Origin of the sequence: Pseudomonas sp. Leaf58 (assembly GCF_003627215.1) — a bacterium.
GTDB lineage: Bacteria > Pseudomonadota > Gammaproteobacteria > Pseudomonadales > Pseudomonadaceae > Aquipseudomonas.
In genome coordinates this window covers 3,918,392-3,945,141 of record NZ_CP032677.1, presented here as the reverse complement: position 1 = coordinate 3,945,141, position 26,750 = coordinate 3,918,392, and the positions used below count along the sequence as shown (strand labels likewise).

21 protein-coding genes are annotated in these 26,750 nt (G+C 62.6%); 14 read left to right on the top strand and 7 right to left on the bottom strand.

Going from position 1 to position 26,750, the window contains the following annotated elements; all coding sequences use genetic code 11:
- The first annotated feature begins 129 nt into the window (after positions 1–129).
- Positions 130–1,089, top strand: coding sequence for a YihY/virulence factor BrkB family protein (locus DV532_RS18365; RefSeq protein ID WP_056804824.1), 960 nt, complete (start codon positions 130–132; stop codon positions 1,087–1,089).
- Complete coding sequence (gene def, locus DV532_RS18360; RefSeq protein WP_056804827.1) at positions 1,086–1,622, top strand: peptide deformylase; 537 nt, start codon at positions 1,086–1,088, stop codon at positions 1,620–1,622. Before DV532_RS18365 ends, def begins: the two co-directional genes overlap by 4 nt.
- Here def and DV532_RS18355 read toward each other — a convergent pair.
- Complete coding sequence (locus DV532_RS18355; RefSeq protein WP_056804830.1) at positions 1,577–1,945, bottom strand: GNAT family N-acetyltransferase; 369 nt, start codon at positions 1,943–1,945, stop codon at positions 1,577–1,579. The two genes, def and DV532_RS18355, sit on opposite strands and share 46 nt — an antisense overlap.
- A 354-nt stretch (positions 1,946–2,299) precedes the next feature.
- On the opposite strand from DV532_RS18355, the gene DV532_RS18350 reads away from it, so the two are divergent.
- The 7 genes from DV532_RS18350 to DV532_RS18315 all read left to right on the top strand — a co-directional run bounded on the left by DV532_RS18350 (position 2,300) and on the right by DV532_RS18315 (position 7,951).
- Entirely contained in the window at positions 2,300–2,557 is a 258-nt protein-coding gene (locus DV532_RS18350) for a DUF2790 domain-containing protein (protein WP_056804833.1), read from the top strand.
- A gap of 226 nt (positions 2,558–2,783) precedes the next feature.
- Positions 2,784–3,425 (top strand): LysE family translocator, encoded by a 642-nt coding sequence (locus DV532_RS18340; protein WP_056804835.1) that lies wholly within the window; start codon positions 2,784–2,786, stop codon positions 3,423–3,425.
- Positions 3,426–3,743: 318 nt separating this feature from the next.
- Positions 3,744–5,116, top strand: a protein-coding gene (locus DV532_RS18335) for an IS3 family transposase (RefSeq protein ID WP_372339974.1) whose coding sequence is annotated in 2 segments (ribosomal slippage) — positions 3,744–4,209 and positions 4,209–5,116 — 1,374 coding nt in all. Because the reading frame shifts where the segments join, the coding sequence is not laid out codon by codon here.
- Between the two features lie 277 nt (positions 5,117–5,393).
- Positions 5,394–5,819, top strand: coding sequence for a nuclear transport factor 2 family protein (locus DV532_RS18330; RefSeq protein WP_056804840.1), 426 nt, complete (start codon positions 5,394–5,396; stop codon positions 5,817–5,819).
- A 44-nt stretch (positions 5,820–5,863) separates the two neighbouring features.
- Positions 5,864–6,208 (top strand): YciI family protein, encoded by a 345-nt coding sequence (locus tag DV532_RS18325; protein WP_056804843.1) that lies wholly within the window; start codon positions 5,864–5,866, stop codon positions 6,206–6,208.
- Between the two features lie 19 nt (positions 6,209–6,227).
- Positions 6,228–6,713, top strand: coding sequence for an SRPBCC family protein (locus DV532_RS18320; protein ID WP_056804846.1), 486 nt, complete (start codon positions 6,228–6,230; stop codon positions 6,711–6,713).
- A complete protein-coding gene (locus DV532_RS18315) occupies positions 6,713–7,951 on the top strand; it encodes an RNA polymerase sigma factor (RefSeq protein WP_056804849.1) in 1,239 nt (412 codons plus the stop codon). The genes DV532_RS18320 and DV532_RS18315 overlap by 1 nt, the downstream gene beginning before the upstream one ends.
- An 83-nt stretch (positions 7,952–8,034) precedes the next feature.
- On the opposite strand, the gene DV532_RS18310 is transcribed toward DV532_RS18315, so the two are convergent.
- Both DV532_RS18310 and DV532_RS18305 read right to left on the bottom strand, forming a co-directional pair.
- On the bottom strand, positions 8,035–8,505 hold the full coding sequence (locus DV532_RS18310; protein ID WP_056804852.1) for a MaoC family dehydratase: 471 nt from the start codon (positions 8,503–8,505) through the stop codon (positions 8,035–8,037).
- Positions 8,506–8,539: 34 nt separating this feature from the next.
- Positions 8,540–9,484: an alpha/beta hydrolase gene (locus tag DV532_RS18305; RefSeq protein WP_056804855.1), complete on the bottom strand. Its 945-nt coding sequence runs from the start codon at positions 9,482–9,484 to the stop codon at positions 8,540–8,542.
- A 221-nt stretch (positions 9,485–9,705) separates the two neighbouring features.
- On the opposite strand from DV532_RS18305, the gene fadD2 reads away from it, so the two are divergent.
- A complete protein-coding gene (gene fadD2, locus DV532_RS18300; RefSeq protein WP_056804858.1) occupies positions 9,706–11,394 on the top strand; it encodes a long-chain-fatty-acid--CoA ligase FadD2 in 1,689 nt (562 codons plus the stop codon).
- Positions 11,395–11,684: 290 nt separating this feature from the next.
- Positions 11,685–13,382 (top strand): long-chain-fatty-acid--CoA ligase FadD1, encoded by a 1,698-nt coding sequence (gene fadD1 / locus DV532_RS18295; RefSeq protein ID WP_056804860.1) that lies wholly within the window; start codon positions 11,685–11,687, stop codon positions 13,380–13,382.
- Positions 13,383–13,509: 127 nt separating this feature from the next.
- Here the strand turns inward: fadD1 and DV532_RS18285 are convergent, their stop codons facing one another.
- Positions 13,510–14,817 carry an FAD-binding oxidoreductase gene (locus DV532_RS18285; RefSeq protein WP_056804863.1) on the bottom strand — a complete coding sequence of 436 codons (1,308 nt, stop codon included), beginning with the start codon at positions 14,815–14,817 and terminating at the stop codon, positions 13,510–13,512.
- A gap of 24 nt (positions 14,818–14,841) precedes the next feature.
- A complete protein-coding gene (locus DV532_RS18280; RefSeq protein ID WP_056804866.1) occupies positions 14,842–16,206 on the bottom strand; it encodes a glutamine synthetase family protein in 1,365 nt (454 codons plus the stop codon).
- Between the two features lie 524 nt (positions 16,207–16,730).
- Between DV532_RS18280 and hrpA the strand changes: the two genes are divergently transcribed.
- Together hrpA and DV532_RS18270 are read left to right on the top strand one after the other, a co-directional pair.
- Positions 16,731–20,636 carry an ATP-dependent RNA helicase HrpA gene (gene hrpA / locus DV532_RS18275; RefSeq protein ID WP_056804870.1) on the top strand — a complete coding sequence of 1,302 codons (3,906 nt, stop codon included), beginning with the start codon at positions 16,731–16,733 and terminating at the stop codon, positions 20,634–20,636.
- 218 nt (positions 20,637–20,854) lie between these two features.
- Complete coding sequence (locus tag DV532_RS18270; protein ID WP_056804873.1) at positions 20,855–21,976, top strand: beta-ketoacyl-ACP synthase III; 1,122 nt, start codon at positions 20,855–20,857, stop codon at positions 21,974–21,976.
- A gap of 186 nt (positions 21,977–22,162) precedes the next feature.
- Here the strand turns inward: DV532_RS18270 and DV532_RS18265 are convergent, their stop codons facing one another.
- Positions 22,163–23,407 (bottom strand): putative porin, encoded by a 1,245-nt coding sequence (locus DV532_RS18265; RefSeq protein ID WP_056804876.1) that lies wholly within the window; start codon positions 23,405–23,407, stop codon positions 22,163–22,165.
- A gap of 264 nt (positions 23,408–23,671) precedes the next feature.
- Here DV532_RS18265 and DV532_RS18260 point away from each other — a divergent pair, with 264 nt between their 5' ends.
- The gene (locus DV532_RS18260) at positions 23,672–24,799 is read left to right on the top strand and encodes a GNAT family N-acetyltransferase (protein ID WP_056805409.1); all 1,128 of its coding nucleotides are present in this window, start codon (positions 23,672–23,674) and stop codon (positions 24,797–24,799) included.
- 105 nt (positions 24,800–24,904) lie between these two features.
- Here the strand turns inward: DV532_RS18260 and DV532_RS18255 are convergent, their stop codons facing one another.
- Positions 24,905–26,737 (bottom strand): ABC transporter ATP-binding protein, encoded by a 1,833-nt coding sequence (locus tag DV532_RS18255; protein WP_056804877.1) that lies wholly within the window; start codon positions 26,735–26,737, stop codon positions 24,905–24,907.
- Positions 26,738–26,750 lie beyond the last annotated feature (13 nt).

Below are 26,750 nucleotides of genomic sequence, written 5' to 3'. Positions count from 1 at the left end.
GCGAGCTTGCTTGGGAAGAAGCCGGAACGGGCGTAAGTAAATTCTTGCTGCATGGCTGGGAGCAGTACAGCGCCGGCAGGGTCTATTAAACTTGTCTGTTGTATCGATCAAGCGGCGAAAGGAGACGCTATGATTTTCCCCGACCTGCGCGGCCTGCCCCTGCACCGCGTGCTGGTACGCACCGTCAAGGAATTCCTTGATGACGAGATGTCTACCTATGCCTCTGCGCTGGCGTATCAAGCGCTGTTCTCGCTGTTCCCTTTCCTGCTGTTTCTGATCGCCCTGATCGGTTTCCTGCACCTGCCGGATTTCTTTTCCTGGCTGCGCCTGCAATCCGAGCTGGTGCTACCGCCCCAGGCGCTGGAGCAGGTGAACCCAGTGATCGACCAGTTGCAGCAATCCAAAGGCGGGCTGCTGTCGGTCGGTATCGTGATTGCCCTGTGGACGGCCTCGGCCGGCGTGCGGCTGATGATGAGCGCGATGAACGCTGCCTATGACGTGCCCGAAGGCCGCCCGGTGTGGAAGCGCTTTCCGCTGTCTATTTTTTACACCATTGGCTTGGCCGGCATGTTGCTGGTGGCCGCAGCGCTGATGGTGCTGGGGCCGCAGGTGATGGAGTGGATTGCCGCCCAGGTCGGCATGCAGGAGTTCATCGTCACGGTGTGGACCATCCTGCGCTGGCCAGCGATCATCATCCTGATGATGGTGGCAGTGGCGCTGATCTACTACGTGATGCCCGACGTGAAGCAGCAGTTTCGCTTCATTACCCCAGGTTCGGTGCTGGCGGTGGTGGTGTGGATCGTCGCCTCGCTGGGCTTTGCCTACTATGTGAAGACATTTGCCGACTACAACGCCATGTACGGCAGCATTGGTGCAATCATCGTGCTGTTGCTGTATTTCTATATTTCCGCTGCGGTGTTGCTGTTGGGTGCGGAAATGAACGCGGTGATCGAGCATATGTCCAGCGAAGGCAAGAACCCTGGCGAAAAGGATGTCGGTGAGCACAAGCCTCACGAAACCATTACCGTGCTAGGCCATGAACACCCGATACCGAGCGAGCCTCAACCTTCCGAGCCGAACCCCCGATGATCCGTGACATTCTCAAAATGGGCGACGAGCGCCTGCTGCGCTGCGCCCCACCGGTGCCTGAACACATGCTCGGCAGTGCCGAACTGCAGCAGCTGATCGACGACATGTTCGAAACCATGCAGCACGTCGGTGGCGTGGGCCTGGCCGCGCCGCAGATCGGTGTCGACCTGCAACTGGTTATTTTCGGCTTCGAGCGTAGCGAGCGTTACCCCGATGCCGAGGCGGTGCCGCAGACCATCCTGCTCAACCCAGTGATCACGCCCACGTCCACCGAGCTCGAGGACGGCTGGGAAGGTTGCCTGTCGGTGCCCGGCCTGCGCGGCGTGGTGCCACGCTTCAAGCATATCTGTTACCAAGGCATCGACCCTCAGGGCAACCCGATCAACCGCTTTGCCGACGGCTTCCACGCACGGGTGGTGCAGCATGAGTGCGACCATTTGATCGGCCGGCTGTACCCGTCGCGCATTCAGGACTTTGCCAGGTTCGGCTATACCGAGGTGCTATTCCCCGGGCTCGACGTCAGCGACGACTGACCCCGCTGCAGCGCTACCAAGCGTTTGCTGCGCTGGTAGCGCTGCAGGCGGCCCGCCAGGGCTTCCGGCAGTCGCCCGGCCATGTCGAAGCCCTGGCGTTGGTAGAAGGGCACGAGGTCCGGGTGGCAGAACAGCCAAGTGGGCCCGCCAGCCTGTGCCAGCGCCGCCTCGATCAACTGCCCGGCCACACCCTGGCCGCGCCGCTGCGGGTCGACCAACAGCCCGGTCAGCCAGAAGCCCTCGCCCACTGCGCTCAGGCTCAAGCCCGCAATGATGCCTGGGCCCCGCGCCACCCACAGCTCAGCATCGCCTGCGGCACGCATTCGCGAACCGTGCTGGCGGTAAAAGTGATCCAGTAGCCGGCGTTCTGTGTGCGAGAGTTTTGAACAATACAATTTTTCAGAAATGGCGCGTGCTCCACTGCAAGGCGTCGAGAGGCTCTGGGCCGATGTTTTGCGGTCAATTTGTCGCAGATTGTTGCATATCCGACAAGGGTGAATGTCCGAGTTCGGGGTTCAACTATTAGCCAGCGGGAGTAGACTTTTAAGCGTCCCCCCTGGCAGTACGAAGCGGGATCGGTACTTCGTGCCATCTTCAGCGTCGATGGCAACTTCTCCGCGCCGGTTACGGCATTAGAAGTCAATCGATCAGCTTGAATGCTCAAAAGGCAAACCCACATGAAACCATTACTGATTCTTGCATTGGTCGGTATGTCCTCGTTCGCCCTTGCCGATGAGGCCAAACCTGTCTCCAACGAGCCTGTGGCCCAGCAGTACGACTACTCCATGAACTTGGACATCAAGCGGGTGATCCACCTGTCGACCATCCCCAACGTCTGCGAAGTGGTGCCTGCGACCATGACCTACGAGGACCATCAGGGCCAGGTGCACACCATCCAGTACCGGGCCATGGGTGAAGGTTGCCAGCAGGGTTGAGCCCACTTGCGCAAACGCTTGAAGCTCATTCAAACCCCTGTAGGAGCGGCTTTAGCCGCGAACACCGGCGCAGTCGGTGCCAGCCACGGCGGTGGCGGGTTCGCGGGCAAGCCCGCTCCTACAGGCTATTGCATAGCGGCAATGGCCTGAATCCGCCGCACTTCCCATCCGCTGCGCACTCATGGCAGGCTCTACGCCGCCCTCTTGAACCGCAGTCGAGCCTTCAATGCCTTTCTCCAACGGTTTCCTTCTCAGCCTGTCCCTGTGCCTGGATATCGGCATCGCCAATATCGCCATGATCACCCTGGCCATGCAGCGTGGTTTTCTGCAGGGCTTCTGGCTGGGCCTGGGTACCTGCGTGGGCGACCTGTTGTATGCCATCGCTGCACTGGCCGGGATGACCGTGCTGCTGCAGTTCGAAAGCGTGCGCTGGGCGCTGTGGCTGGGTGGTTCGGTGCTGCTGGTGTGGTTCGCGGTGAAAATGCTGCTGGCTGCGTGGCGTGGCGGGCATATGGAGGCACGGAGCGAGGTCGTGGTGGAGCCGGGTTGGCGCGAATTCTTGCGTGGCATTTTCCTGGCCATGTCGTCGCCCAGCGCCATCCTCTGGTTCGCCGCAGTCGGTGGCGTGCTGATCTCCCGTTCCGGGGGTGGCAGCCTGCTCGACGCCGGGCTGTTTCTCGGTGGCTTTTTCGCGGCCGGGTTGGTGTGGTGCATCAGCTTGTGCGGCATTGCCAGCCACGGCGGGCGCTTGCTGGGTGACCGCTTGCTGACCTGGTCGTACCTGCTGTCGGCGGCGATTTTCTGCTATTTCGCGGTTTATGTGATTGTGTCGGGTTATCGGGAATTCATTGTCGCTGGGGCGGGGTGATTGAGAGGGGCATGCCTGGCGATGGCGTCAGGGCGGCCATGTGCCTGCCACAGTATTTTCAGCGCCTGTGAGATCGAGCGCCGCCCGCGCGGCGCTTCGCGGGGCAAGCCCGCTCCCACATCTGTTTCAGGCCAATGAGTCCTGTGCCAGGTGGGTTGCAGCCTTGGTGCATGGCTGAAGATTGATAAGCAGCAGCGGCGTCCCCCTCGATATCGAATGGAACAAACAAGGCGGACAGAGGTGAACTCACAGGAGTGACTGGCCTGAAACTGAACTGCGCCCCAGATGTTGGACACCCGTCCATCTTCTGGGGATTTTATGAGCAAATATCCAAAGCAGTTCAAGCTGTCAGCCATCCAGGCATTTCTCGATCGCGGGCGAGGCTTTCGCCACATCGCCGCGCAGTTCCAGATGGACCCGACCCTACTTCGCCGCTGGGTCGTGGCCTACCGCGTGCACGGTGAGGCCAGCCTGGAGAAACCAGGCGGCCAGTACAGCGTCGAATTCAAACTTTCCGTTATCCATCGCAAATGGCGCGAAAACCTCTCGTTACGCGCCACGGCAGCGCTTTTTAACCTCGGCAACTCGACGCTGGTTCGCAGGTGGGAAGAACAGTATTACAGTGGCGGGCGTCAGTCCCTGTCCACCCGTAAAGAGATGTTGGTCACCGCGATGTCCAAAGCCCCACGCAAGCCTGTAGAAACTGCGTCCAAGCCCATTGAGGAACTCACCCGTGCGGAGTTGCTGGTCAGGCTGGGTCAGCTTGAAGCGGAGAACGCCTACCTAAAAAAGCTCGAGGAGCTAGACGAGGAGAAGGCGCGGCTGAAGAAAGCCAGGAAAAAACCCGGCTAGTGGCGGCACTGCGTAAGCGTTACTCGCTTACTTGGCTGCTCAAGGCTGCCGAGCTGCCGCGCAGCACTTACTACTACCAGCTTGGCGTGCTTGCGGCCGGGGATCGGTGTGCCTCGCTCAAGGCCTCGATCCAGGACATCACTCACCGGCACCGAGGCCGCTATGGCTATCGGCGAGTCACCTCTACGCTACGTAGCGAAGGGCAGCTGGTTAACAGTAAAAAGGTACGCCGTCTGATGGCTGAGCTGGACCTCAAAAGCACCGTGCGCCCCAAGAAGTACAAGTCTTATCGGGGGCTAATGGGGGAAGCGGCACCGAACATTCTAAAACGCGGCTTCCAGGCCGAACGGCCTAATCAGAAATGGGTGACAGACGTCACCGAGTTCAAAGTGGCGGGTGAGAAGCTGTACCTCTCTCCAGTGATGGATCTGTACAACGGCGAGATCATTGCGTACCACACCGACACCCGGCCACGCTTCACACTGGTAGGGGAGATGCTGGAAGCGGCGATTAATCGGCTTCCAGCCGGTAGCAGCCCGCTTTTGCACTCCGATCAAGGGTGGCACTACCGGTATCCCGATTACTGTAAGCGGTTAAAAGAGGCAGGGCTTGAGCAAAAAAGCATGTCACGTAAGGGCAATTGCCTGGACAACGCCGCGATGGAGAGCTTTTTCGGGACGCTCAAATCGGAATACTTCTACCGGGAGCGCTTCGGAAATGTCGCCGAGCTTAAGGCGGGACTGGATGAATACATCCATTACTACAACCATGATCGGATCAAAATGAAACTCAACGGCCTGAGCCCTGTGGCTTACAGGACTCAGGCTGAGCTAGGCTAGCGCCGACTGTCCAACATCTGGGGCGCAGTTCAAACAGATGTGGGAGCGGGCTTGCCCCGCGAAGCGCCGCGCGGGCGGCGCTCGATCTCACAGGCGCTGAAAATGTTGTGTCAGGCACCCGGCAGCCCTGGTGCGTTCCCAGGCCTGCACCTCCAAGCCATCAAAAACCAGAAAAAATCACCAAGCCCTGTCGATTCCTCCGGCCCCCGTTCGACCATAGGTGAAGGCACGCAGCACCGTGTGCCTAACCACCTATGACCTGTCGGAGGAGTCCCCGATGAGCACCGCAGCCGAAACCGAGATCCGCCAACTGATCGAGCGCTGGATGCAGGCCGTGCGCGACCGCGACATCCCCAACATCACCGCCCCCTATGCCGACGATATCGTTGCTTTCGACGCCATCCAGGCACTGCAATTCAAAGGCAAGGCCACCTACACCGCGCACTGGGAAATGTGCATGGGCCTGTGCCCCGGCGCCATGGTCTTCGAGCTGGCCGAACTGACCGTGCACGCCTCTGGCGACCTGGCCCTGGCCCACTGGCTGAACCGCTGTGGCCCGGCAGACGACCAAAGCCAGTGCGGCTTCATGCGTGCCAGCGTGGGCTATCGTCGTCAAGGTGGCCAGTGGCAGGTAATCCACGAACACTGGTCGGCGCCGTTCGACATGGCAAGCCAAAAAGCCCTGTTCGATCTCAAACCCTGAGCCGTTATCGCCAAACGCACGTTGCCAATGCCCTGGAGGCGACCATGAAATACCTGTGCCTGGTCTATTGTGACGAGGGGCTGCTGCACAGCCTGCCCGACAGCCCGGAAGATGCCGAATGCATGGCGTACGCCGAATCCATCCACGGCTCTGGGCGAATGCTGGCGGCCGAGGCGCTGAAGTCGGTGCAGACCGCCACCACGGTGCGCATGCGCAACGGGCACATGAGCCTGACCGACGGCCCGTTCGCCGAGACCAAGGAGCAACTGGCGGGCTTCTACCTGGTAGAGGCCCGCGACCTGAACGAGGCACTGAACATCGCCAAGGGCATCCCCGCCGCACGGGTTGGCAGTGTCGAGGTGCGGCCGGTGCGCGAACTGCAACCCTGACCGAAGGAGAACCACCAGCATGAGCCTTGCACCCCCTGCGCAAGCGCAACACGAACTGTCGATAAACCGCCTGATCGACGCGCCACCGGCCAAAGTGTTCCGCGCCTGGACCGACCCGCAGTGGTTGATGCAGTGGTGGGGGCCGCATGGCATGACCACCCCGGAGTGCGAAATGCAGTTGTGGGCCGGTGGCCTGTTCCGTACCTTGATGCGTGCACCGGATGGCAGCGAGTACCCGAACCAGGGCGTGTTCCTGGAAATTGCCGCACCGCACCGGCTGGTGTTTACCGATGCCTTTGGCCCAGGCTGGGTACCTTCGGACAAGGCCTTCATGACCGCTGTGATCAGTTTTGACGAGGAGCAGGGTAAAACCCGCTACACCGCGCGCGCCTGGCACTGGAGCGCCAGCGACTGCCTTGCCCATGAAGAAATGGGCTTCCACCAGGGCTGGGGAGAAAGCCTGGACCGCCTGGTGGAGGTGGTGACCCTGCGGATGCCCGACTGATGACGGCAGGGGCGCAGGTACGTGCCGAGGTCGAGGCGGTTTACCGGCGGGAGTCACGGCGCATCCTGGCGACGCTGATCGGCCTGCTGGGCGATTTTGATTTGGCCGAGGAGGCCATGCACGATGCCTTCTTCATTGCCGTCGAGCGCTGGCAACGCGACGGCATCCCCGCCAACCCACGGGCGTGGCTGGTGTCCACTGGCCGCTTCAAGGCCATTGATGCCCTGCGCCGGCGTGCCCGTTTCGACCGCTCCCAGGCAGACCTGAGCATGCTGCTCGAAGCTCAGGCACAGGGCCCCAGCGAAGAGCAACTGTTGGCGGACGACCGCCTGCGGCTGATCTTCACCTGCTGCCACCCGGCTCTGGCGGCCGATGCCCAGGTGCCGCTGACCCTGCGCGAAGTCTGCGACCTGACCACCGAGCAGATCGCTCGCGCTTTTTTGCAAAGCCCGGCCACCATTGCCCAGCGCATCGTGCGTGCCAAGGCCAAGATCCGCGATGCCGGTATCCCTGACCAAGTTCCAGAGCTGAACGAGCTGCCCGAGCGCCTGGAGAGCGTGTTGCGGGTGATCTACCTGGTGTTCAACGAAGGCTATTCGGCGTCGTCGGGCGAGGCGCTGTTACAGCAGGCGTTGAGCGATGAAGCCATTCGCCTGGCGCGGCTGCTGGTGCAGCTGCTACCCGACCCGGAGGCGGTCGGCTTGCTGGCCTTGATGTTGCTGCAGGCGTCTCGGCAGCGGGCGCGCACCGACGCCGAAGGCAACTTGGTGTTGCTGGAGCAGCAGGACCGTAGCCTGTGGGACCGGCAACGCATCGACGAAGGCTGTGAGCTGGTGCGCCAGGCCCTGCAAAGCCGGGGCTTTGGTGCTTATACCGTGCAGGCGGCGATTGCCGCGGTGCATGCCGAAGCGGCGACGGCCGAGGCTACCGACTGGGCGCAGATCGTTGGGTTGTATGACGTGCTGCAGCGGCATTGGCCGTCAGCTGTGGTGGAGCTTAACCGGGCGGTGGCGCTGGCGAAGCGGGATGGGCCGGCGGCTGGTTTGCGGGCCGTCGAAGCGATTCTGGCGCGGGGGGAGTTGCTGGATTATCACTTGGCGCATGCGGCGCGGGCCGAATTGCATTACCAGCTGGGGCAGGTGGAGCAGGCACGTGCGGCATGGCGGCAGGCACTGGCGCTGACCCAGCAGGCGCCGGAGCGGCGGCATATCGAGCGGCGGCTACAGGCCATTGAGTGATGTTGCGGGCAAGTACGCTCTTACAAAGATTGTTGTAGGAGCGGGCTTGCCCGCGAAGCGGCCGGTACTGGCTACATCAATCTTCAGCTAGCCACGAAATTCGGCGGCGACACCAGCTCGACGGTCTGCTGCTTGCGCGGCGCCAGGATTTCGGCCTCACCCTCGACCACCAGCTCATCGTTCTGGTTGTACACATTGGTGGCGATACGCACCTTGAACTTGGGCAGCTTCTCGAGAATCTCCAGGCGCACAGTCAGCGAGTCGCCGATCTTCACCGGCTTCTGGAAGCTCATTTTCTGGCCCAGGTAGATGGTGCCCGGGCCTGGCAGGGTGCAGGCCACTGCAGCACTGATCAGCGCACCGCTGAACATGCCGTGGGCGATGCGCTCGCGGAACATGCTCTTGGCAGCGAATTCGGCATCCAGGTGCACCGGGTTGTGGTCACCGGACATGGCGGCGAACAGCTGGATGTCGCGTTCTTCGACGGACTTTTTGTATTCGGCCTTCTGACCTACTTCGAGGGCTTCGTAAGGCGTGTTGGTGACCTGGGACATCGTGGCTTCCTTAAGCGGTAGGCGAGGGTGGCTATCATTCATTGCGCACAGAGCGGCCAAGGGCCAGTGCCTGTTCAAGCCAGCCGAGAATATCGGCGATGACCTCGTCACGGTTGGTTTCGTTGAGTACTTCATGGCGCGCTTCAGGGTAGACGCGCAGTTGTACATGCCGGTTGCCGGTCGCGCGCAGGGCGTCGGCCAGATGGGTGAGACGCTTGCCGGCACTGACCGGATCACATTCCCCACCAATCACCAGCAGTGGCAGGTTCGGATCGATCTGCGCGAGGTTACTCGGCTGGCTGATTTGCGCCAAGCCTTGCAGCAGGTCGAGCCACAATTGGTTGCTGCAACGAAAGCCGCACAACGGGTCGTCGACGTACAGGTCGACCTGTGCCGGGTCGCGGCTGAGCCAGTCGAACGCCGTGCGGTTGGGTTTGAACGCCTTGTTGAACGACCCGAACGACAACCATTCGATCAGTGCACTTTTACCCAGCGGCCCTTGGCGCCAGGCTTCCAGCCGGGCAATTAGCCGCGCCACGCGGTACAGCGCCGCCGGCTGGTAGTTGGAACCACTGAGAATCGCCCCATGCAAGCTGCCGCTGTGGTGCAGCAGGTAGGCCTGGGCGATGTAGCTGCCCATGCTGTGGCCGAACAGGAACAGCGGCGTGCACGGGTACTGCTGGCCGATGTGCTGGGCCAGCAACCCAAGGTCGTTGACTACGGCATTCCAGCCATGGTTGCGGGCGAACAGGCCGAGGCTGCCGAGCTCGGCGGTGCGCCCGTGGCCGCGTTGGTCGGCGGCGAACAGGGCAAAGCCCGCCTCGCTCAGGGCGTGGCCCAAGCGTTGGTAGCGCCCGGCATGCTCGGCCATGCCGTGGGCCAGCAACACCGCGGCTTTTACCGGCGTGGCCGGCAGCCATTGGTGTACATACAGGCTGCAGTGCTCACTGGCGGGCAGCCAGAAGGCGTCGTGAGGCATGGCGGGTCCTTGTGCGCGCAGGTACCCGAACAGTGTATGCACAACCGGCCGAATTGCAGGAAGGGCACAAATAAGATTCACAATGTTAATGGCGGCACTTGGCGTATATGCCACCTTGGGCTTACCTGCTAACGTCGGGTCAACGCCTTTTCGCTTTCGCCGCGAGCAGGTCAAAGGACTATAAGGACACCCAGCGGGTCCAGGCAGAGGAACAATAATAAATGCAAGCCGACTTCTGGAATGACAAGCGCCCGGCGGGCGTGCCTTCCACCATCGACATCAATGCCTATACCTCGGTGGTCGAGGTGTTCGAGCGCTCCTGCAAGCGCTTTGCCGACCGCCCGGCCTTCAGCAACTTGGGGGTGACCCTGACCTATGCGGAGCTGGAGCGCCATTCGGCGGCCTTCGCCGCCTGGTTGCAGCAGCATACCGACCTCAAGCCGGGGGAGCGCATCGCGGTGCAGATGCCCAACGTGCTGCAGTACCCCATTGCCGTGTTCGGGGCCCTGCGCGCAGGCCTGATCGTGGTCAACACCAACCCGCTGTATACCGAGCGCGAGATGCGCCACCAGTTCAAGGACAGCGGCGCGCGTGCGCTGGTGTACCTGAACATGTTCGGCAAGCGCGTGCAGGAGGTGCTGCCCGACACCGGCATCGAGTACCTGATCGAGGCCAAGATGGGCGACCTGCTGCCCACTGCCAAGGGCTGGCTGGTAAACACTGTGGTCGACAAGCTGAAGAAGATGGTGCCGGCCTACCAGTTGCCCCAGGCGGTGCCGTTCAAGCAGGTGCTGCGCCAAGGCCGCGAGCTGTCGCACAAGCCGGTGCCGCTGAGCCTGGACGACATCGCCGTACTGCAATACACCGGCGGCACCACTGGCCTGGCCAAGGGCGCGATGCTTACCCACGGCAACCTGGTGGCCAACATGCTGCAGGTGCTGGCGTGTTTCTCGCAGCACGGGCCGGACGGGCAAAAACTGATCAAGGACGGCCAGGAGGTGATGATTGCCCCGTTGCCGCTGTACCACATCTATGCCTTTACCGCGAACTGCATGTGCATGATGGTCACCGGCAACCATAACGTGCTGATTACCAACCCTCGGGATATTCCCGGCTTCATCAAGGAGCTGGGCAAATGGCGTTTCTCCGCCTTGCTGGGCCTGAACACGCTGTTCGTCGCGCTGATGGATCACCCGGGCTTCCGCCAGCTGGACTTCTCGGCGCTGAAGGTCACCAACTCGGGTGGCACGGCGCTGGTCAAGGCTACCGCTGAGCGCTGGGAAGCACTCACGGGTTGCCGCATCGTCGAAGGCTACGGCCTGACTGAAACCTCGCCGGTGGCCAGCACCAACCCTTATGGCACCCAGGCGCGCCTGGGCACGGTGGGCATCCCGGTGGCGGGCACCGCGTTCAAGGTGATCGACGACGACGGCAACGAGCTGCCGCTGGGCGAGCCGGGCGAGCTGTGCATCAAGGGCCCGCAGGTGATGAAGGGGTACTGGCAGCAGCCCGAGGCCACGGCCCAGGCCATGGATGCAGAGGGTTGGCTCAAGACCGGTGACATCGCGGTGATCGACCCGGACGGCTTCACCCGCATCGTCGACCGCAAGAAGGACATGATCATCGTCTCGGGCTTCAACGTGTACCCCAACGAGATCGAGGACGTGGTGATGGGCCACCCCAAGGTCGCCAACTGTGCAGCTATCGGCGTGCCGGACGAGCGTTCCGGCGAAGCGGTGAAGTTGTTTGTGGTGCCGCGCGAGGGCGGCTTGAGCGTCGATGAGCTCAAGGCCTACTGCAAAGCCAACTTCACCGGCTACAAGGTGCCCAAGCACATCGTGCTACGCGAGTCGCTGCCAATGACGCCGGTGGGCAAGATTCTGCGGCGGGAACTGCGGGATATCGCTTGAACCCGCTTCACGACTCAAGCGACAAGTCAGCGCCCTGGACACGCTCTAGCTTGCCGCTTGAAGCTCAAAACGCGGGGGTCTAATGTAAATACTCTAAAAATGACCCGTATTCTTCATTGAGTCATTTTTGTGACCGTGAGGCCGGTTTTGGCCTCTAGGCGACCCTAGGCAAAGCTGTTACTCTCGGCCCGCTTTCAGATGATCCGGTTTGCAACGAGCCGGCATCTCATATCAATAATAAGCGCATCGACGCGTATCGAACTTCGCTGTTGCTGAAGGAGTGGGCTTCCATGATCGAAAATTTTTGGAAGGATAAGTACCCAGCCGGGATTACGGCGGAAATCAATCCTGATGAATTCCCCAATATCCAGGCGGTACTCAAGCAATCCTGCCAACGCTTTGCAGACAAACCGGCCTTTAGCAACCTGGGCAAGACTATCACTTATGGCGAGCTGTATGCGCTGTCTGGGGCGTTTGCCGCCTGGCTACAACAGCATACCGACCTCAAGCCGGGTGACCGCATTGCCGTGCAGCTGCCCAATGTATTGCAATACCCGGTAGCGGTGTTCGGCGCTATGCGTGCCGGGCTGGTCGTGGTCAACACCAACCCGCTGTACACCGCGCGGGAGATGGAACACCAGTTCAACGACGCCGGTGCCAAAGCCCTGGTGTGCCTGGCCAACATGGCCCACTTGGCGGAAAAGGTGGTGCCCAAGACCCAGGTCAAGCACGTCATCGTCACCGAAGTGGCCGACTTGCTGCCGCCACTCAAGCGCCTGCTGATCAACAGCGTGATCAAGTACGTGAAGAAGATGGTACCGGCCTACAACCTGCCGCGCGCTGTGCGCTTCAACGATGCGCTGGCGCAGGGCAAGGGCCAGCCGGTAACCGAGGCCAACCCGCAGGCCAACGACGTGGCGGTGTTGCAGTACACCGGTGGTACCACCGGCGTGGCCAAGGGGGCGATGCTGACCCACCGCAACCTGGTGGCCAACATGCTGCAGTGCCGGGCACTGATGGGCTCCAACCTGCATGAAGGTTGCGAAATCCTCATCACCCCGCTGCCGCTGTACCACATCTATGCCTTTACCTTCCATTGCATGGCGATGATGCTGATTGGCAACCACAACGTGCTGATCAGCAACCCACGTGACCTGCCGGCCATGGTCAAGGAGCTGGGCAAGTGGAAGTTCAGCGGCTTTGTCGGCCTTAACACCCTGTTCGTTGCCTTGTGCAACAACGAGGCTTTCCGTGCCCTGGACTTCTCGGCGCTGAAAATCACTTTGTCTGGCGGCATGGCCTTGCAACTGAGCGTGGCTGAACGCTGGAAGGCCGTGACCGGCTGCGCCATCTGCGAAGGCTACGGCATGACCGAGACCAGCCCGGTGGCGGCGGTGAACCCGTCGGAGGCCAACCAGGTCGGCACCATCGGTATCCCGGTGCCTTCCACCCTGTGCAAGGTCATCGACGACGCCGGCCACGAGTTGGCGCTGGGCGAGGTGGGCGAGCTGTGCGTCAAGGGCCCGCAGGTGATGAAGGGCTACTGGCAGCGCGAGGACGCCACTGCCGAGATCCTCGACAGCGAAGGCTGGCTGAAGACCGGCGACATCGCCTTGATCCAGCCGGACGGCTACATGCGTATCGTCGACCGCAAGAAGGACATGATTCTGGTCTCGGGCTTCAACGTGTACCCCAATGAACTGGAAGACGTGCTGGCGGCCCTGCCCGGCGTATTGCAATGCGCGGCTATCGGCGTGCCGGACGAGAAGTCCGGTGAAGTGATCAAAGTGTTCATCGTGGTCAAGCCGGGCATGACCGTGACCAAGGAGCAGGTGATGGAGCACATGCGCGCCAATGTGACCGGCTATAAGGTGCCGCGCCAGATCGAGTTCCGCGATTCGTTGCCGACCACCAACGTGGGCAAGATCCTGCGCCGCGAGCTGCGTGATGAAGAGCTGAAGAAGCAGGGCTTGAAGAAGATCGCCTGATCTTCTGAATCTCGGCTGGCTTTACTGGCCTCTTCGCGGGTGAACCCGCTCCCACAGGTTCTGTGCAACTCTCAAGGGTTGTGCAATACCTGTGGGAGCGGGTTTACCCGCGAAGAGGCCAGTGAAATCAGCGCAGTTTCTCAAGCATCTGGTAATACCACATCCCCGCCGCCAGCAGCGGGTTGCCCAGCAAGTCCCCCATCGGCACCCGCACATGTTTGCATTGGGCAAAGGTGTCGAACTTCTCCAGCGTCCCGGTCAACGCCTCGGCCATGATCTCGCCCATGATGTGGCTGGTGGCTATGCCGTGCCCCGAGTACCCCTGGCAATACCACACGTTGTCCGACAGCTTGCCCAACTGCGGAATGCGGTTGACCACGATGCCCATGGCGCAGCTCCACTGGAACTCGATCGGTACGCCTTTCAACAGCGGGAAGGTACGTTCGATGCATGGGCGCAGTTCGCCTTCGATGTCCCGTGAATCGCGGCCGGAATAGTTGGCACCACCGCCGAACAGCAGGCGCTTGTCGGCGGTCAGGCGGTAGTAGTCGAGGACAAAGCGGCAGTCGTACACCGCCAGGTCCTGCGGGTTGATTTGCTCGGCCAGGTCACCCAGGGGGGCGGTGGTGACGATGCCGCCCATGGCCGGGAAGATCTTGCCCTTGAGCTGGCGTTTTTCCAGTTTGTGGTAAACATCGCCGGCCAGCATTACCTGGCGCGCCTCGACCCGGCCGTGGGCGGTGACTACCGCTGGGCGTGGGCCGTGGACGATGTCCAGCACTTCGGAATTTTCAAAAATCAGCGCACCCAGGCTGTGCGCAGCCCGGGCCTCGCCCAGGCACAGGTTGAGCGGGTGCAGGTGCAGGTTGCGCAGGTTCTTCAGCGCGCCCAGGTACAGCGGGCTGTGCAGGTGCTCGGCCACGGCATTGCGGTCCAGCAACTGCACCTGTTCGCCCATGCCCCGGCGCCGGGCTTCAGCCTCGAATGCGCGCAGCTCGTCCATGTGCGAGGGCTTCATCGCCGCATGCAGGTGGCCGTGCTTGAGGTCGCAGTCGATGCCATAGCGCGCCACGCGCTGCTCGATCACTTGGTGCCCGCGCCAGCGCAGGTGCCAGATGAAATCGTCGACCTCGGCACCCAGCCGGTTGCGCATCTGCGTGCGCATGGCTTCGTCACCCGACAGGCTCCCGGTAACCTGGCCGCCATTGCGCCCGCTGGCGCCCCAGCCGATCCGGTTGGTTTCGACGATGGCCACCTTCAGGCCCCGCTCGGCCAACTCTACAGCGGTGGCCACGCCGGTGAAGCCGCCGCCGATGATAGCGACATCTACCTGCACCGTGCCTTTGAGCTGCGGGTACTCGGTATGGTCGTTGAGGGTGGCGCTGTAATAGGACGGCGCGCGCTGCGCCGGGCCTTTGTTCAATGCTGCATTCATGGGTGTTCCTTGTTAGGTAGGGGCTCAGGCCTGGTGCAGGTACCAGCGCCAGTCCTGCTCGCTGACTTCGGCCATGAACTGGCGGTACTCGGCGCGCTTGACCTTCAGGTACACGCCCAGGAAGTCTTCGCCCAATGCTTCGCGAGCCCAGCTGGAATGCTGCAGGGCGTCGAGGGCCGTCAGCCAGTCGGTGGGCAGGTGCTCGGTGGCCTGGGCATAGCCATTGCCTTCGACCGGTGCCCCCGGGTCCAGCTGTTCGCGAATGCCGCGATGGCTGGCTGCCAGGATCGCTGCGGCGGCCAGGTAGGGGTTGGCGTCGGCGCCGCAGATGCGGTGCTCCACATGCCGGCTGTTGGCCGGGCCGCCCGGCACGCGCAGGCTGACGGTACGGTTGTCCACGCCCCAGGTTGGGGCCAGCGGCGCATAGCTGTTGGCCTGGAAGCGGCGGAACGAGTTGGCGTTGGGGCAGAACAGCAGCAGCGAGTCACGCAGGTGGCGCAGCATGCCGGCCACGGCCTGGCGCAGCAGTGGGGTGCCGGCTTTGTCTTCACTGGCGAACAGGTTGTTGCCAGCGCTGTCGGCCAGGCTCAGGTGCATGTGCATGCCGGTACCGGCCAGTTGCGCGAACGGCTTGGCCATGAAGCAGGCCTGCATGCCGTGGGCATGCGCCACACCTTTTACCAGGCGCTTGTAGCGCACGGCCTGGTCCATCGCCTGCAAGGCGTCGCCGTGCTCGAGGGTGATTTCCACCTGGCCGGGGGCGTATTCCGAAATCGCGGTGCGGGCGGGGATGCCTTGGGCCTTGCAGGCGGCGTACAAGTCGGCGAGGAACGGTTCGATCTGTTCCAGTTCACGCAGGCCATAGACCTGGGTGGTGCGTGGGCGGCCACCATCGTTGTCCAGCGCCGGTTGCGGGCGGCCCTGGGCGTCACGCTGCTGGTCGAGCAGGTAGAACTCCAGTTCGCAGGCCATCACCGGGTGATAGCCGTCGGCCTTCAGCGCCTCGATGGTGCGCAGCAGCACATGGCGCGGGTCGGCGATACTGGCGGGCAGGCCTTCGCTGGGGTGCATGCTCACTTGCACCGCGGCGGTCGGCACCCGGCGCCAGGGCAGGCGCACCAAGCTGCCTTCCAGCGGGTAGGCGCGGCAGTCGATGTCGCCGACGTCCCACACCAGGCCGGAGTTTTCCACGTCGTCGCCGTTCAGGGTCAGGCCGAGGATGGTGCTGGGCAGCGGCCGGCCAGTTTGGTACACGGCCAGCAGTTCCTCGCGGTGCAGCAGCTTGCCGCGCGGTACGCCGTTGGCGTCGAGGATGAACAGTTCGAACAGCTCGATATCGGGGTTGTCGGCCAGGAAACGGCTGGCTTGCTCTACAGGGGCAAAGTGCATGATGGATTCGCTCATGGGCGCACAGGGCCACCGCGCATGCAGGCGGCCCAGCTGAGTCAAACGGCCAGGTGGCGGCCGGGTTTGGTCACAAAGGCGTCAGCGAAGTGTCCGGTGGGCGCGCGTGGCGGCAATGCCACAAGGCCCAGAAGGCGAGGATGATGTGCACCAGCGGATTTTCCCCGGCACGGCTCCGGGCCTTCGGTAGCGAAGGGCGGGACGACGGTGGGGCGATGGGCTGGGCGGCAGTCATGGCTTTGATACTCACATGCGGCGTAAGGTTGATTAAAGCAGTGAATAGCAACCTTTACATCGTGCTTGGCTAAACATTTGGGTTGTTGCTGCTGGCCTTTTCGCGGGTAAACCCGCTCCTACGGGATTGCATTAGGGTTGAATGTTGTGCGCAGCGGGTTCACCCGCGAGGAGGCCGGCACAGGCAGCAGAGAACCGGCAAATCTGCGACAATCGCGCATCCTTCGAATGCCGATCATGAAAAAGCAGGCTCACCTGCATCACTAAAAAGCCCCATGACTGACCACGCCATCGACAAACTGCTGCAAAACCTCGACCACGCCATGATCGCCGACCGCCATCGTCTGCGCCGGCAATTGCACGAACTGCGCAAGCGCCCCGACGAGGCGAAGCTGGCGCAGTGGGTGGAAAAGGTGCAGGCCTCCTGTGCCCAGGTTACCGCGCGCCAGCAGAGCGTGCCGACCGTGCGCTACGACGACAGCCTGCCGATCGCCGCCAAGCGTGACGAAATCAAAAAGGCCCTGGCCGAACACCAGGTGCTGGTGATCGCCGGCGAAACGGGCTCGGGCAAGACCACCCAGCTGCCGAAGATCTGCCTGGAACTGGGCCGCGGCAGCCATGGCCTGATCGCCCACACCCAGCCACGCCGGATCGCTGCCCGCAGCGTCGCCGCGCGGGTCGCCGAAGAACTGGGCACGCCGCTGGGCGGGCTGGTCGGCTACCAGGTGCGTTTCGAGGACCAGAGCGACGCCAACACCTTGGTCAAGCTGATGACCGACGGAATCTTGCTGGCCGAAACCCAGCATGACCGCTTTCTTGAGCGCTACGACACGATCATCGTCGACGAAGCCCACGAACGCAGCCTGAACATCGACTTCCTGCTTGGCTACCTGAAGACCCTGCTGCACCGCCGCCCGGACCTGAAGCTGATCATCACTTCGGCGACCATCGACCTGGAGCGTTTCTCCAAGCACTTCGACGGTGCGCCGATCATCGAGGTGTCGGGGCGCACCTTCCCGGTCGAAACCTGGTACCGCCCGCTGGCCAGCGAACAGGACGAAGAAGGCAACCAGATTGAGGACGACCTCACCGTCGACCAGGCCATCCTCGCCACCCTCGACGAGTTGGCGCACCACGAGCGCAGCGAAGGCAAGGGGCCGGGTGATGTGCTGATCTTCCTGCCGGGCGAACGGGAAATCCGCGATGCCGCCGAGATCCTGCGCAAGGCGCAATTGCGCCATACCGAGATCCTGCCGTTGTACGCGCGCTTGTCGCCTGCCGAGCAGCAGCGCATCTTCCAGTCGCACACCGGGCGCCGGGTTATCCTGGCCACCAACGTCGCCGAGACCTCGCTGACGGTGCCTGGCATCCGCTATGTGATCGACACCGGCACTGCGCGCATCAGCCGCTACAGCTACCGCGCCAAGGTTCAACGCCTGCCCATCGAGGCGGTATCGCAGGCCAGCGCCAACCAGCGTAAAGGCCGATGCGGCCGGGTCGAACCGGGCATCTGCGTACGGCTGTACAGCGAAGAAGACTTCAACGGCCGACCTGCGTTTACCGACCCGGAGATCCTGCGCACCAACCTGGCGGCGGTGATCCTGCAAATGTTGCACCTGCGCCTGGGGGCCATCGATGCTTTCCCGTTCATCGAGCCGCCAGACGGCAAGGCCATCAGCGACGGTTTCAACCTGCTGCAGGAGCTGTCGGCGGTCAACCGCGAGAACCAGCTGACACCGCTCGGCCGGCAACTGGCGCGCTTGCCCATCGACCCGCGGCTGGGCCGCATGCTGCTGGAGGGGGCCCGCCAGGGCAGCCTGCAGGAGGTGCTCATCGTCACCAGTGCGTTGTCGGTGCAAGACCCGCGCGAACGCCCGCCAGAGCGCCAGCAGGCCGCCGATCAGGCACACGCGCAATGGAAGGACGTGGACTCCGACTTCGCCGCTCTGGTCAACTTGTGGCGAGGTTTTGAAGAGCAGCGCCAAGCGCTGACCGCCAACCCGCTGCGCAACTGGTGCCGCAAGAATTTCCTGAATTACCTGCGCCTGCGTGAATGGCGCGATGCTCATCGCCAGTTGGCGCTGATCTGCCGTGACCTGCAGCTGACGGTGAACAAGGAACCGTCCGATTACCAGAAGATGCACAAGGCCATCCTCAGCGGCCTGCTCAGCCAGATCGGCCAGAAGACCGAGGAGGGCGACTACCAAGGCGCCCGGCAACGGCGCTTCTGGGTGCACCCGTCATCGGGCCTGGGGCGCAAGCGCCCGCAGTGGGTGATGGCTGCCGAACTGGTCGAGACCACCAAGCTGTACGCGCGCATGGTGGCCAAGATCGAACCGGACTGGATCGAGCCGCTGGCCGGCCACCTGGTCAAGAAGAACCACTTCGAACCGCATTGGGAGAAGAAGCGCGGGCAGGTGGTGGCGTATGAGCAGATCACCTTGTACGGCTTGATCTTGGTCGGCCGCCGCCCGGTGCACTTTGGCCCGATCGACCCGGTAACCTCGCGCGAGCTGTTCATCCGCGAAGGCCTGGTGGGTGGCGAAATCCAGTCGCGGGCCAAGTGCCTGGCGGCCAACAAACGCCTGTTGGAGCAACTCGACGAGCTGGAAGCCAAGGCCCGCCGCCGCGATATCCTGGCCGATGAAGAAACGCTGTATGCGTTCTACGAGGCGCGCCTGCCCGAGGAGATCCACCAGACTGCGACCTTCGACGCCTGGTACCGCATGGGCAGCCAGAAGGACCCCAGCCTGCTGATCATGCGTGAGGAAGACGTGCTGGCCCGCGAGGCCAGTGAAGTTACCGCCGCACAGTACCCCGACAGCCTGCAGGTGGGCGAGCTACGCCTGCCGCTGAGCTACCACTTCGAGCCCGGCCACCCCCGCGATGGCGTGACCGTACGGGTGCCAGCGCCATTACTGCCGAGCCTGCCAGGGGAGCGCCTGGAGTGGTTGGTGCCGGGCCTTTTGGAAGCCAAGTGCGTGGCACTGGTGCGTAACCTGCCCAAGGCCCTGCGCAAGAACTTCGTGCCGGTGCCGGACTTCGTCAAGGCTTCGCTGGCGCGCATGACCTTCGGCCAAGGGGCATTGCCACAGGCCCTGGGCCAGGAGCTGCTGCGCATGACCGGTGCGCGGGTGTCCGACGAGGCCTGGGACGAGTCGATCAACCTGGTTGAAGGCCACCTGCGCATGAACATCGAGGTGGTCGATGGCCAGGGCAAGTTCCTTGGCGAGGGCCGCGACCTGGCCGAACTGACCGCCCGCTTTGCCGCCGCCAGCCAGGCTGCGTTGGCCGTGCCGCGTGACGCCAAAAGCGAGCAGCCGGTGCAGGCCAAGGCCTTCAGCGAAGTGAAGCAAACCGCCCAGCAGAACATCGCCGGGCTGTCGATGACCGTGTACCCGGCGCTGGTGGAAGACCACGGCAGCGTGCGCGAAGGGCGTTTTTCGACCCAGGCCGAAGCCGAGTTCCAGCACCGCCGCGCCTTGCAGCGCCTGTTGCTGCAGCAGTTGGCCGAGCCTGCCAAGTTTCTGCGTGGCAAGTTGCCGGGGCTCACCGAGTTGGGCCTGCTGTACCGCGAGCTGGGGCGAGTCGAAGCGCTGGTCGAAGACATTCTGCTGGCAAGCCTGGACAGCTGCATCCTGGAAGGCGAAAGCCCGTTGCCGCGTGACGGCGCGGCGCTTGCCGGGCTGGCCGAACGTAAGCGCAGCAACTGGGCCGAGCATGCCGAGCGCCTGGCACGCCAGACCCTGGAAGTGCTGAAGCTGTGGCATGGGTTGCAGAAGCGCTTCAAGGGCAAGATCGACCTGAGCCAGGCGGTGGCGTTGAACGACATCAAGCAACAGCTGGGCAACCTGGTGTACCCCGGCTTTGTGCGCGAAACGCCGGGGGCCTGGTTCAAGGAGCTGCCGCGTTACCTCAAGGCGGTGGAACTGCGCCTGGAGAAGCTCGGTTCGCAGGTGCAGAAGGACCGGGTGTGGAGCGGTGAGCTGGCCAACTTGTGGGCGAAATACAAGGCTCGGGCCGACAAGCATGCGCAGGAAGGCAAGCGTGATGAGCAACTGACCCTGTACCGCTGGTGGCTGGAGGAATATCGGGTGTCGTTGTTTGCCCAGCAGTTGGGCACCAAGGTGCCGATTTCCGATAAGCGCTTGAGCAAACAGTGGAGCCAGGTGGAAGGCTAACCTGCCTGATTTGTGGCAAACTTCAGGCAGTTTGGGGCCGCGTTGCGGCCCTTCGCGGGCAAGCCCGCTCCTACAGTGGGAACGTATACCGTGTAGGGGCGGGTTTACCCGTGAACGAGGGCGCAGCCCTCGCCCTTTAATTGGTACTAAGGTGCCATAAACCTGTCATATTTCCAGCCAACGCCCCGTGGCGATGGCCTTTGACCAGAGGAACGACCGTGCATAACGTCGTGATCAGCGGCACCGGCCTGTACACCCCGGCCCAGAGCATTTCCAACGAAGAACTGGTGGCTTCCTTCAATGCCTGGTCGCAGCAGTTCAACCAAGACAACGCCGGCGCCATCGAGCGCGGTGAAGTCGAGGCGGCGCCGCTGTCCGACGCGGCGTTCATCGAAAAGGCCTCGGGCATCAAGAGCCGCTTCGTCATGGACAAGGCCGGCATCCTTGACCCACAGCGCATGAAGCCGCGCCTGCCCGAGCGCGCCAACGAGCAGCCCTCGGTGCTCTGCGAAATGGCCGTGGCCGCTGCCCGCCAGGCCCTGGAGCGCGCCGGCCGCACCGCTGCCGATGTCGACGGGGTGATCGTTGCCTGCTCCAACCTGCAGCGCCCATACCCGGCCATCGCTATCGAAGTGCAGCAGGCGCTGGGCATCCAGGGCTTTGCCTTCGACATGAACGTGGCCTGCTCGTCGGCCACCTTCGGCATCCAGACCGCCGCCAATAGCGTGGCCCTGGGGCAGGCGCGTGCGGTGCTGATGGTCAACCCAGAGGTCTGCACCGGGCACCTGAACTTCCGGGACCGCGACAGCCACTTCATTTTTGGTGATGCCGCCACTGCAGTGCTGCTCGAACGTGCCGATCAGGCCACCTCGGCGCACCAGTTCGACATTGTCAGCAGCAAGCTGTGGACCGAGTTCTCCAACAACATCCGCAACAACTTCGGCTTCCTCAACCGCGCAGCGGAAGAGGGTGAGGGCGCTGCGGACAAACTGTTCATTCAGGAAGGCCGCAAGGTGTTCCGCGAGGTGTGCCCCAAGGTGGCCGAGCTGATCGGTGAGCACCTGCAGGAAAACGGCCTGCAACCGAGCGATGTGAAGCGCTTCTGGCTGCACCAGGCCAACCTCAGCATGAACCACCTGATCGTCAAGAAACTGCTGGGACGTGAAGTGGCCGAAGAGGATGCCCCGGTGATTCTCGATCGCTATGCCAACACCAGTTCGGCGGGCTCGGTGATTGCCTTCCACCTGTACCAGGACGACCTGGCCAAGGGTTCGCTGGGGGTGTTGAGCTCGTTTGGTGCGGGGTATTCGATTGGTAGCGTGATCCTGCGCAAGCGCTGATTTACCGGGCGCTTGTTCCGGCCGCTTCGCGGGTAAACCCGCTCCTGCATCTAAGGCGTCACGCCGCCCGTGTAGGAGCGGGTTTACCCGCGAAGCGGCCGACGCATTGCTACCAGGCAAAAAAAAGCGGGAAACGCCGGATGGGGTCGGCATTTCCCGCTTCAGGTGAAGCAGTGCAGGGTGTCCTTAGAACTTGGCTTCCAGGTCTACCTGTAGCGTGTCTACGTCAGCATCGCTGTTCGGCAGGTTGGAGTAGTCGGTCTTGGCCATCATGTAAGCCGCGCCTAGGGCGAAGTTCTTGTCGATTTCGTAACCCACCTTGAACTTGTGACCACGCGAACCTGTGAAGCCGTTACCGAAGTCGGAGTCGGTGAACAGGCTGACCACTGCGTTACGTTGCACGTCGCGGTAGTTGTAGTCCAGGCTCCAGGCGCCAACCTTGGTCTTCAGACCGGCCAGCCAGGCCTTGTCTTTGCCGTCGGTGCTTTCGGTGTTCTTGACGAACTGGCCGTAGGTCGACAGCGGGATGGCGAAACCGGTGAAGTCGATCTGGCCGAAACCTTCCGCCAACTGGAACTCATTGGTGGTGTTACCCAGCGAAGCCAGGGCAGCGGACTCCTGGTCGTTGTCGTAGGCGTAGAGGCTGCCACCGACGGTGACCTTGACGGTGTCAGCCGCGTTGAACTTGGTCCCCAACTGGCCGTGGTACAGCTGAGCGTCGTGCTTGAACTGCACGCCGTCGCCGTCGACGTTGTCTTTCAGGTTGTAGTGGCCGAGGCTGCCGAACACTTCGGCCGGGCCAAGGTTGGTCTTGTAGGTGACGGCCAGGCCTTCCGGGTTGATGTCGCTGTCCCAAATGATGTCGCCCATGCTCACCCATGGCTGCATCATCTTGCCGCCGATCAGGTGCAGGTTCGGCACGGCAGTCGGGTGCCAATCGAGGTAGGCCAGGTCGACCCACAGCGATTTCTTCTCGAAGTAGTTGTCCAGGCTCTGGTTGGTCGAGCGAGCATCGGCGCTGCTGCCGGTGGCCACGCGCACACCGGCGTCGACTTGCGGGTTGATCTCGCTGTAGAAGCCAACACGGGCACGGACGCGCTCGCGGTCCTGGTTGTTGCTGCGCGCGATTGGGTTGTCGACGTTGACGTCCTCGTAACGCAGGCGCACATCGCCCTTGATCTGGGTCTTGGCAGCCCATGCCACTTTTTGTTCGAAGGAGCTCATACGTTCGGACTGAGCTTTCTGGTCGGCCTTTTCCTTGGTTTCTTTTGCCAGGTCACCCTGCAGTTCGTTGTACTGCGCCTGGTTGATCGAGCCGTTGGCGCGGAGCATTTCGAGCAGCTTGGCGTCGACAGCAGCACTGGCCGGGGCACTCAGAGCCAGCATCATGCCGGTGAGGCTAACTCCGGTAAGTGTAGAAACAAGACGCATAAGGTTCTCCCTACTGAAAAAAATGGGGGAGGCTCAAGCGCCTGCCCCTGCATTGGCATGTCTTCGGAAAGGGCCTGAATAGACAGGTTCTAGGGTTCCGGAAAACAGGCGCAAGTATTGCGGGGGCGAATGACAGATTAATGTCTAATTAATGGCACTGCGGTTAAGTAATTGAGAATAAAAGGATCTGTGCGCTGCGCTGGCGATTTGAGTAGCAGGCCTTCCTTGGCGATACTGGGTGCCTTCAGACAGCGAGCCGACACCGTGACCAGCCTGTACAGCCTTGCCCATTTGCATGATCTTCCGGCGGCCACTTGGGATGCCCTGGTGCCGGCCGGCCAACCCTTCCTGCGTCATGCCTTTCTCAGCGCCCTGGAGGACAGCGGCAGCGTCGCGCGCAGCACCGGTTGGGCCGCCGAGCACTTGGTACTGGAACGCGATGGGCAGGTGCGGGCGCTGCTGCCGGCGTATCGCAAGTGGCACTCGTTTGGCGAGTACGTGTTCGACCATGGCTGGGCCGACGCCTGCGAACGGGCCGGCATTGCCTACTACCCCAAGCTGCTCGGTGCCGTGCCGTTCAGCCCGGTCAGTGGCCCGCGCCTGCTGGCGGCCGACCCTGCCGATGGCTTGCTGGTGTTGCAGGCGTTGCCGGAATACCTGGGCAAGGGCGGGCTTTCTGGTGCGCACATCAATTTCACTGACCCAGCGTTGGACCAACAGCTTGCTGGCCAGCCTGGCTGGATGGAGCGGCTGGGCTGCCAGTTTCATTGGCGCAATCACGGCTACCGCGACTTCCAGGACTTCCTCGACAGCCTCAGCTCCCGCAAGCGCAAGCAAATGCGCAAGGAGCGCGAGCAGGTGACCGGGCAGGGCATCGACTTCCGTTGGTACGGTGGCGCTGAACTGGACCAGGCGCAGTGGGATTTCGTCTACCGCTGCTATGCCAACACCTATGCGGTGCGGCGCCGTGCGCCGTACTTGACGCGTGAATTTTTCAGCCTGTTGGCCGAGCGCATGCCCGAGGCGTTGCGTGTGGTGATGGCGCGACAGGGTGGGCGTGATGTGGCCATGGCCCTGAGCTTGGTAGGGGGCGACAGCCTGTTTGGCCGTTACTGGGGTTGCCTGGACGAATTCGACCGCTTGCACTTCGAGACGTGTTTCTACCAGGGCATGGACTTTGCCATTGCCGAAGGGCTGCAGCGCTTCGACGCCGGGGCGCAGGGCGAGCACAAGCTGATTCGTGGGTTTGAGCCGGTATTGACGCGGTCGTGGCACTACCTGCTGCACCCGGGGTTACGGCGGGCGGTGGAGGATTTTCTGCAGCAGGAGCGGGAAGGGGTAAAGGGGTATGCCGAGGAGGCGCGGGGGATGTTGCCTTACCGCCGGGACTGAGGGATTTATTTGGCCTGTGCCGCCTCTTCGCGGGTGAACCGCTGCTACAACGATAGCGAAACCGAGGTAGGAGCGGGTTTACCCGCGAAGAGGCCGGTGCAGGTGTCAGTCGACCCCGACAAACCCCCCAGTCTGGTGGTGCCACAACCGGGCATACAGCCCTTGCTGCTCCAGCAATTCACTGTGGCTGCCACTCTCGACAATGCGCCCTTTGTCCAGCACCACCAGCCGGTCCATCCGTGCAATGGTGGACAGCCGATGGGCAATGGCGATCACCGTCTTGCCCTGCATCAGCGTCTCCAGGCTTTCCTGGATTGCCGCCTCGACCTCCGAGTCCAGCGCCGATGTCGCCTCGTCCATGATCAGGATTGGCGCATTCTTCAACAGCACCCGGGCAATGGCGATGCGCTGGCGCTGGCCGCCTGACAGCTTTACCCCACGCTCGCCCACGTGCGCATCGAAACCGGTGCGGCCTTGGGCGTCGGACAGCTGCGGGATGAACTCGTCGGCGCGGGCACGGCGCACCGCTTCGTGCAAGGCCGCCTCGCTGGCGCCCGGGCGGCCATACAGCAGGTTGTCGCGAATCGAACGGTGCAGCAGCGAAGTGTCCTGGGTGATCATGCCAATTTGCGCGCGCAGGCTGGCCTGGCTCACTTCGGCAATGTCCTGGCCGTCGATGAGAATGCGCCCACCCTGCACGTCATACAGCCGTAGCAGCAGGTTGACCAGGGTCGACTTGCCGGCGCCGGACGGGCCAATCAGGCCGATTTTTTCGCCAGGCCGAATGTCCAGGTCGAGCCCTTCGATCACGTTCGCGGCCTTGCCGTAGTGGAAGTCTACGTCATCGAAGCGCACCGCCCCGCGGCTGACCTTGAGCGCCGGCGCGTTGGGCTGGTCGGTGACGGTGACTGGCTGGGCAATGGTCTGCAGGCCATCCTGGACCATGCCGATGTTCTCGAAAATGCCGTTGACCACCCACATGATCCAGCCCGACATGTTGACGATGCGGATCACCAGGCCGGTGGCCAGGGCAATTGCGCCGACGGTGATCTGCGACTGGCTCCACAACCACAGCGCCAGGCCCGTGGTGGCGACCACCAGCAGGCCGTTGAGGGTGGTGATGACCACGTCCATGCTGGTGACTACGCGCGCAGCCAGCTGGGTTTTCTCGGTTTGCTCGCGGATCGCTTCACGAGCGTATTGCTGTTCGTAGTCGGTGTGGGCGAACAGCTTGAGGGTGGCGATGTTGGTGTAGCCATCGACGATACGCCCCATCAGCTTGGAGCGGGCGTCGGAGGAGATCACCGAGCGTTCCTTCACCCTTGGCACGAAGTAGAAGAGCGAGGCGATATAGCCGACGATCCACAGCAGCAGCGGCAGCATCAGGCGCCAGTCAGCCTCGGCGAACAGCACCAGCGAGGTGATGGCGTAGATCAGCACATGCCATAGCGCGTCTACCGCCTGCACGGCGGAGTCGCGTAGCGAGTTGCCGGTCTGCATGATGCGCTGGGCGATGCGCCCGGCGAAGTCGCTCTGGAAGAAGTTCAGGCTCTGCTTGAGCACATAGGTATGGTTTTGCCAGCGGATCAGGCTGGTCATGCCGGGGTTGATGGTCTGGTGCACCAGCAGGTCGTGCAGGCCGAAGAACAACGGTCGCAGCAGCAGGATTACCACCAGCATCCATATCAGCTCAGCGCTGTGCTCGCTGAAGAAGTTGGCGTTCGGCGTACCCTGGGCCAGGTCGATGATACGGCTGAGGTAGCTGAACATCGCCACCTCGATCAGCGAGGCGAACAGGCCGACCACCAGCAGGGCGAGAAAGCTCGGCCAGACCTGGCGCAGGTAATACAGGTAGAACGGCCACACCTGGCCGGGCGGTGCTTCGCTCGGTGCTTCGCGAAAAATATCGATAAGTTGTTCGAAACGACGGTACAGCATGGGTGACGACACT

What these genes read in the sequence shown, in the direction of transcription:
- DV532_RS18315 (WP_056804849.1), top strand. Translation starts at nt 6,713, where the DNA reads ATGACGGCAGGGGCGCAGGTACGTGCCGAGGTCGAGGCGGTTTACCGG.
- DV532_RS18330 (WP_056804840.1), top strand. Translation starts at nt 5,394, where the DNA reads ATGAGCACCGCAGCCGAAACCGAGATCCGCCAACTGATCGAGCGCTGG.
- DV532_RS18310 (WP_056804852.1), bottom strand. Translation starts at nt 8,505, where the DNA reads ATGTCCCAGGTCACCAACACGCCTTACGAAGCCCTCGAAGTAGGTCAG.
- DV532_RS18365 (WP_056804824.1), top strand. Translation starts at nt 130, where the DNA reads ATGATTTTCCCCGACCTGCGCGGCCTGCCCCTGCACCGCGTGCTGGTA.
- DV532_RS18355 (WP_056804830.1), bottom strand. Translation starts at nt 1,945, where the DNA reads ATGCGTGCCGCAGGCGATGCTGAGCTGTGGGTGGCGCGGGGCCCAGGC.
- fadD1 (WP_056804860.1), top strand. Translation starts at nt 11,685, where the DNA reads ATGATCGAAAATTTTTGGAAGGATAAGTACCCAGCCGGGATTACGGCG.
- hrpA (WP_056804870.1), top strand. Translation starts at nt 16,731, where the DNA reads ATGACTGACCACGCCATCGACAAACTGCTGCAAAACCTCGACCACGCC.
- DV532_RS18325 (WP_056804843.1), top strand. Translation starts at nt 5,864, where the DNA reads ATGAAATACCTGTGCCTGGTCTATTGTGACGAGGGGCTGCTGCACAGC.
- DV532_RS18255 (WP_056804877.1), bottom strand. Translation starts at nt 26,737, where the DNA reads ATGCTGTACCGTCGTTTCGAACAACTTATCGATATTTTTCGCGAAGCA.
- DV532_RS18305 (WP_056804855.1), bottom strand. Translation starts at nt 9,484, where the DNA reads ATGCCTCACGACGCCTTCTGGCTGCCCGCCAGTGAGCACTGCAGCCTG.
- DV532_RS18340 (WP_056804835.1), top strand. Translation starts at nt 2,784, where the DNA reads ATGCCTTTCTCCAACGGTTTCCTTCTCAGCCTGTCCCTGTGCCTGGAT.
- DV532_RS18285 (WP_056804863.1), bottom strand. Translation starts at nt 14,817, where the DNA reads ATGAATGCAGCATTGAACAAAGGCCCGGCGCAGCGCGCGCCGTCCTAT.
- DV532_RS18350 (WP_056804833.1), top strand. Translation starts at nt 2,300, where the DNA reads ATGAAACCATTACTGATTCTTGCATTGGTCGGTATGTCCTCGTTCGCC.
- DV532_RS18280 (WP_056804866.1), bottom strand. Translation starts at nt 16,206, where the DNA reads ATGCACTTTGCCCCTGTAGAGCAAGCCAGCCGTTTCCTGGCCGACAAC.
- def (WP_056804827.1), top strand. Translation starts at nt 1,086, where the DNA reads ATGATCCGTGACATTCTCAAAATGGGCGACGAGCGCCTGCTGCGCTGC.
- DV532_RS18265 (WP_056804876.1), bottom strand. Translation starts at nt 23,407, where the DNA reads ATGCGTCTTGTTTCTACACTTACCGGAGTTAGCCTCACCGGCATGATG.
- fadD2 (WP_056804858.1), top strand. Translation starts at nt 9,706, where the DNA reads ATGCAAGCCGACTTCTGGAATGACAAGCGCCCGGCGGGCGTGCCTTCC.
- DV532_RS18320 (WP_056804846.1), top strand. Translation starts at nt 6,228, where the DNA reads ATGAGCCTTGCACCCCCTGCGCAAGCGCAACACGAACTGTCGATAAAC.